This window comes from Candidatus Eisenbacteria bacterium, assembly GCA_035712145.1.
GTDB lineage: Bacteria > Eisenbacteria > RBG-16-71-46 > RBG-16-71-46 > RBG-16-71-46 > DASTBI01.
In genome coordinates, this window is record DASTBI010000227.1 from 1 (window position 1) to 5,974 (window position 5,974).

At 67.8% G+C, this 5,974-nt stretch carries 6 protein-coding genes; 4 read left to right on the forward strand and 2 right to left on the reverse strand.

Annotation, left to right across the window (positions count from 1 at the left end):
• Together VFQ05_16265 and VFQ05_16270 are read right to left on the reverse strand one after the other, a co-directional pair.
• A partial coding sequence (locus VFQ05_16265) for a MerR family transcriptional regulator (GenBank protein HET9328323.1) occupies positions 1–734 on the reverse strand: 734 nt, incomplete at its 3' end.
• Between the two features lie 200 nt (positions 735–934).
• Positions 935–1,450: a fasciclin domain-containing protein gene (locus VFQ05_16270; GenBank protein HET9328324.1), complete on the reverse strand. Its 516-nt coding sequence runs from the start codon at positions 1,448–1,450 to the stop codon at positions 935–937.
• 401 nt (positions 1,451–1,851) lie between these two features.
• On the opposite strand from VFQ05_16270, the gene VFQ05_16275 reads away from it, so the two are divergent.
• From VFQ05_16275 to VFQ05_16290, 4 genes are all read left to right on the forward strand, one after another.
• Entirely contained in the window at positions 1,852–2,544 is a 693-nt protein-coding gene (locus VFQ05_16275; GenBank protein HET9328325.1) for a DUF4397 domain-containing protein, read from the forward strand.
• Positions 2,545–2,621: 77 nt separating this feature from the next.
• Positions 2,622–4,142: an SDR family oxidoreductase gene (locus VFQ05_16280; protein ID HET9328326.1), complete on the forward strand. Its 1,521-nt coding sequence runs from the start codon at positions 2,622–2,624 to the stop codon at positions 4,140–4,142.
• Complete coding sequence (locus VFQ05_16285; GenBank protein ID HET9328327.1) at positions 4,139–4,699, forward strand: lipocalin family protein; 561 nt, start codon at positions 4,139–4,141, stop codon at positions 4,697–4,699. Before VFQ05_16280 ends, VFQ05_16285 begins: the two co-directional genes overlap by 4 nt.
• Positions 4,700–4,730: 31 nt before the next feature.
• Positions 4,731–5,974, forward strand: a 1,244-nt coding sequence (locus VFQ05_16290) for a deoxyribodipyrimidine photo-lyase (protein ID HET9328328.1), incomplete at its 3' end; no start/stop codon positions are given.

Consider the following 5,974-nt stretch of genomic DNA (forward strand, 5'->3'; position numbering starts at 1 on the left):
GCGGCGATCTGATCGACCGGCATGCCGGCGCCCAGGTAGACGACGCGATAACCCCGATAGGCGAGGAGCGCGCTCGCCATCAGCAACCCACCTTCGTGCGTGTCGCCCGGAAGCATGGCGGCCGCCAGCCGCGGCCCGTGGGCCTGTTGATCGAAGGGCTCTCGCACTTCACGCAGGAAATCGGAAACGCAGGCGGAGGCGAAATGCTCGTGGCGGATCTCGAGGGTCTTGTCTTCCCAGGCCCTGCCAACCGCGTCCATGAGCGGGCCAGCGTAGTCCTGCAGGAAGCGAAGCGGTCCGAGCCGGATCCAGTTGGCTCTCAGCTCGCGGATCAGCGATTCGTGATCGAGGTCCGCAGCCGCCCGCAATGACATCTCGAGCGAGCGCCCGAGCTGTTCACTCCCGAAAACCGAAGCCTGCGAATCCCCCGCCGGCGGTCTCAGCCCAGGTTCGGAGATCGAAAGCAGAGCGTCGAGCTGACGCAGCGAGAGTCCCAGGATCTCCCCGGGGCGATGGCCATGAGCCAGCAGGCGGCCGACGCGGCGAAGGTGCTCGACGGAGGCCGCCGGGTAGAGTCTGTGCCCCGAGGGCTTCCGCACCGGCATGGGCGAACCGTAGCGCCGCTCCCAGGTCCGCAGCGTCTCGACCGGGATCCGGGCGGCACGCGACAGGGCGCCGATCGAGAGCGCTCTCGGTTCAGCGCCTGACCGCCCGGGTTTCTCGTTCGTCCCCATGATCATTCATCCGTTGATTGGCACCGCGTTCCGCCCGGCCCAGCCGCGAAGCCCGCTGGGCGCGGGCTCGCGGTCTGCATGCGGGCGGGACTCAGGACGCGAAGGTAACGGCCAGGCAGAGCGTCGCGAGAACCATCGAGGACATTCTCATCTCGTCTGCTCCTAGGGTAAGGGATTTGGAACCGGCCCCGATCGCAGGGTCAGTTCTGGGGAATCAGCACCGTATCGATTACGTGGATGACGCCATTGCGGGCGAGGATGTCGGTTCCGATGATGGCGGAGTCATTCACCTTGGGCACACTCCCGTTGGTGATGGCGAGCGACTGCCCGTTGAGGGTCGGGAGCGCACTGGACCCGAGAACGTCGGCCGCCAGGTTGGAGCCCGCGACCACGTGATAGAGCAGGATCTTCTTGAGGGCCGGAGGGTCCTTGAGCAGCGACTCGACCGTTCCCGGGGGCAACTTGGCGAAAGCCTCGTCGGTGGGGGCGAAGACCGTGAACGGTCCGTGGCCCTGCCCCGATAGCGTGCCAATCAGATCGGTGGCCTCGAGGGCCGCGACCAGGGTCTTGAAGGAACCGGTCTCGCGCGCGATCTGAACGATGTTCTGCTTCGGCCCGGTCTTCTTCGCTTCTCCGGCGTATGCGCCCTGGGTCGCGAGACCGACGGTCAGGGCGACCACGCTCATGACCGCGACGATGAACCGTGACTTCGACATGGCGAACTCCTCTGGTGAGTGGTGGAGGACTCCGGGGAGGGTCCCCGAGATCGAGCCGGGGCCACTGCCCCCGCTCCACGCCCATGAGATGAACATTTTTTGAATAGGATTCAACAGGACGCCGGGCAGGAGAACGACGATCACGGCCAGGAAGGCTCTCGCGCGCCCGGTGAACTCGAGTCTTGGCAGCAAATAAGCGCATAAAGACGCCGCTCGCCGTCCGGCGAGACGCCACCTAATACCGTCATGGCAGCGTTAAATCTGTTCTTTACCTGTTCACTATGTGGATCGATTCGGTTGATTCGGCCATCCCATGGATCCGTCACCGCCGGACCGACCGGCGATGAAGGTCACCTGGCCCGGCGGGTCGCCCCGCCGGCGCGACTTTCAAGGAGGATCCGATGACGACTCACCTGCGCTTCCCTCTCCTGGCGATGGCCCTCTTCGCCACCGTTTCCCTTGCGAGCTGCGGCTCGGACGACAACTCCAACCCGCTGGCCCCGGCTGCGGCGGCACGAGTCATGGCGGTGCACGCCTCTCCCGACGCTCCCGCGGTGGACCTGCTCGTGGACGGGGCCGTGGCCGGGACCGGCCTGGCCTTCCCCAACAACACGGCGTACCTCAACGTCGCGGCAGGCACGCGTAACGTGAAGGTCAACGTCGCCGGGACCACCAATACGGTCATCAACGCGGACGTGCCAGTGGCCGGCGGGACGAGCTACACGGTGTTCGCCAGCGACGTGGCTGCCAGCATCGGCGCGGTCGTCCTGACCGACGACCTCACCGCTCCGGCATCCGGCAAGGCGCACGTTCGCTTCGTCCACCTCTCCCCGGACGCACCTGCGGTCGATGTCGCGGTGCAGGGCGGACCGGTCCTGTTCGCGAACAAGGCCTTCAAGCAATACACGGCCTTCACCCCGGTCGACGCCGGGACCTATAACCTGGAGGTGCGGCCGGCCGGAACCACCACGGTGGCATTGCCGCTCAATGGCATCGTGCTGCAGGCAGGCAAGATCTATACGGTGTTCGCCAAAGGTCTGCTGAATGGTGCCGGCGCCCAGGCGCTCGGTGCCCAGATCATCGTCAACAACTGATGTCGACCAGGGTCTGCTTTGGCGTTCGATCCAGCGACGCTGGGCGGTTGCCCGAAATGAGCGAGGGGACGGGTCGGATGCGGTCAAGTGACTCCCTGTATCCGATCCCCTCTCCCGTGCACACGGTGCTGATGACCGGCGCCACGGGGTATGTGGGCGGCCGGCTCCTCGCCATGCTGGAGGAGCGCGGAGAGCGGATCCGCTGCCTGGCGCGGCGACCCGCCGTGCTCACCCCACGGGTTCGAGCTTCCACCACGGTCGTGGGCGGTGACGTCTCCGACCCGACCACGCTCGTCACGGCGCTGGCGAACGTCCACACCGCGTTCTATCTGGTGCATTCGATGGACGCGCACGGGGAGTTCGCGCGCCGCGACCGCGAGGCCGCTGCGCGCTTCGGCTCCGCGGCGAAGGCCGCGGGTGTCCGGCGCATCATCTATCTCGGCGGCCTCGGAAGGGGGCCGGGTCTCTCCGAGCACCTCGCCAGCCGCCAGGAGGTGGGGCGCGTGCTGGGCGAGTCCGGGGTGCCGACGATCGAACTGCGGGCCTCGATCATCATCGGCTCGGGCAGTCTCTCCTTCGAGATGGTGCGTGCGCTGGTCGAGCGCCTCCCATTGATGGTCACCCCGCGCTGGGTGAGCACGCGCGCGCAGCCGATCGCCATCGAGGACGTGATCGCGTACCTGATGGCCGCGCTCGACGCCCCGGCTGGGGTGGCGGGCGTTTTCGAGATCGGCGGCGCGGACGCGGTGTCGTATCGCGAGATCATGCGCGAGTATGCTCGCCAGCGTGCTCTGCGCCGCTGGCTGATCCCGGTCCCGGTCCTCACGCCCCGACTCTCGAGCCGGTGGCTTCGGCTCATCACCCCGCTCCATGCCGCGGTGGGCCGGGCGCTGATCGATGGCGTGCGCAACGAGACCGTAGTGACGGACGACCGTGCACGTCGCCAGTTCAGCGTGCGCCCAATCGGATTTGCCGAAGCGATCGCGCGCGCGCTGCGCAACGAGGACCGCGCCTTCGCCGAGACCCGCTGGTGTGATGCGCTGGGCGATCGCCCCAGCGGTGCCCACGCGCCCCATGGGACGCGTATCGTGGATTCGCGCTCGGTCAAGGTCGCCTGCGGGCCCGAGCAGGCTTTTGAGCCGATCCGCCGGTTAGGGGGTGACGCGGGATGGTACTTCGGCAACGGCCTCTGGCGGATACGGGGTTGGCTCGACCTGCTGATCGGCGGACCCGGCCTACGCCGCGGGCGCCGAGACCCCGAAGCGCTGCGGGTGGGCGACGCGCTCGACTTCTGGCGCGTGGAGGCGTTCGAGTCGCCGAGCCTCCTCCGCCTCACCGCCGAGATGCGACTGCCGGGGCGCGCCTGGCTCCAGTTCGAGGTGGTGCCGACCGGCGCGGGTGCGCATATCCGCCAGACCGCGATCTTCGATCCGCTCGGTCTGGCGGGGCTCCTCTATTGGTACGCGCTCTATCCGATCCACCGGCTTCTCTTCGCCGGGATGCTGCGCGGGATCGCGGCGGCGGCCGTTCGATCTACCGTCGCGCCTCGCGCCCCCAGACCCCAGGCACGCACGAACGAAACGAAGGATCACTCATGAAGCATTTCATTCTGCCGGCGGGATTGCTCTGCCTGGCCGCGGGAGTCGCGCAGGCCGTGCCCGATACCGGCGGGAGCGACCACGCACCGCTCCGGACGGTCAGCCACGTCGACCTGACGCGCTACGTCGGGACCTGGTACGAAATCGCGAGCTATCCGCAGCGATTCCAGAGAGGATGCACGGCCACCACCGCCGTGTACACGCTGCGCGAGGACGGGAAGATCCAGGTGGTCAACCGATGCAACCGCGACTCGCTCGACGGACGCGAGACCATCGCTCGTGGCCGCGCGCGCGTGATCGACCGTGAGACCAATGCCAAGCTCAAAGTCACCTTCTTCTGGCCGTTCTGGGGCGACTACTGGATCATCGATCTCGACCCCGACTACCGATATGCGGTCGTGGGCCATCCGAGCCGGAAGTACCTGTGGATCCTCTGTCGCACGCGCACCATGGACACGCTCGTCTACTCCGCAATCCTCGAGCGCCTGGCCGCGCAGGGTTACGACGTCGCCAAACTGCGGGTCACGCTCCAGCCGCAGGAGCCGGCCGGCTCCTGACCGGGTACGGGTCCGGAGGTCACCCGAGCGCATGCGCATCCTGTTCTGGTTCCGTAAGGATCTCCGGCTCGACGACAACACCGGCCTGGCCGAGGCCGTGCGTGACGCCGGCGGGAACGTCGTGCCGTTCTATGCGAGCGAACCCGAGATCCTCTCCCGACCGGACATGGCAGCCACGCGCGTGCGCTTCGTGCTCGATTCGCTCGCGGATCTCGGGGCTGCCGTCGAAGCTTGCGGTTCCCATCTGGCGGTGAGCCATGGCAGAGCGACCGAGACTGTGATCCAGGCCGCCCGGGCGGCTCGGGCCGACGCCGTGTACTGGAACGAAGAGTATGAGCCGCAGCTCGCGCGGCGCGACGACGCCGTGGAGAGCGCGCTACGGCGCGAAGGAATCGCCGTGCGACGATTCCACGATCGCCTGCTGGTGCCCCCGGGCGCAGTGGCCACGAAGGAAGGCAAGCCGTTCGTGGTGTACACGCCGTTCCGCCGGGCGTGCGAGGCGCTCCCGCTCTCGGAGCCGCTCCCCGGCGTGAGGCGGTTCGCGGCGCACGAGCTGCCTCGGCGGCCGCTCGCGAGTCTCGATCGACTCGGGTTCTCGACCGGGCAGACGCCTTGGCCTGGAGGCGAAACGGCCGCCAGGAAACGGCTCGAGGAGTTCCTGTCGCGGGGCCTGGCGCGATACCGGGATGCGCGGGATCATCCGGCTGACCACGCCACCGCGCGGCTCTCCGCCGACCTCAAGTTCGGCACCCTTTCGCCGCGGACCGTGACGTCCGCCGTGCTCGCGGCCGCCCGGGAAGACAGGCGCCTCGGCCCGAGCGCGGAGAAATTCATCTCCGAGCTGCGCTGGCGCGACTTCTACGCGCACGTGCTCTATCACTATCCTCACGTCGAGCGCGGGGCGTTCCGCGCTCGCTACGATGCCATCCGGTGGCGCGGGAACCCCCAGCATCTTGCTGCATGGCAGGCGGGACGGACGGGATATCCGCTGGTAGACGCCGGGATGCGCGAACTCGCCGCCACTGGGTTCATGCACAATCGCGTGCGGATGGTCGTCGCCTCCTTCCTCACCAAGGACCTGCTCCTCGACTGGCGCCTCGGCGAGCGGCACTTCATGCGGCAGTTGGTGGACGGAGACCTCGCGAACAACAACGGCGGTTGGCAGTGGGCCGCCTCGACCGGCACCGACGCCCAGCCGTACTTCCGGATCTTCAATCCGACGCTTCAGGGCGAGCGTTTCGATCCGCAGGGGGCCTACGTGAGCCGATGGGTGCC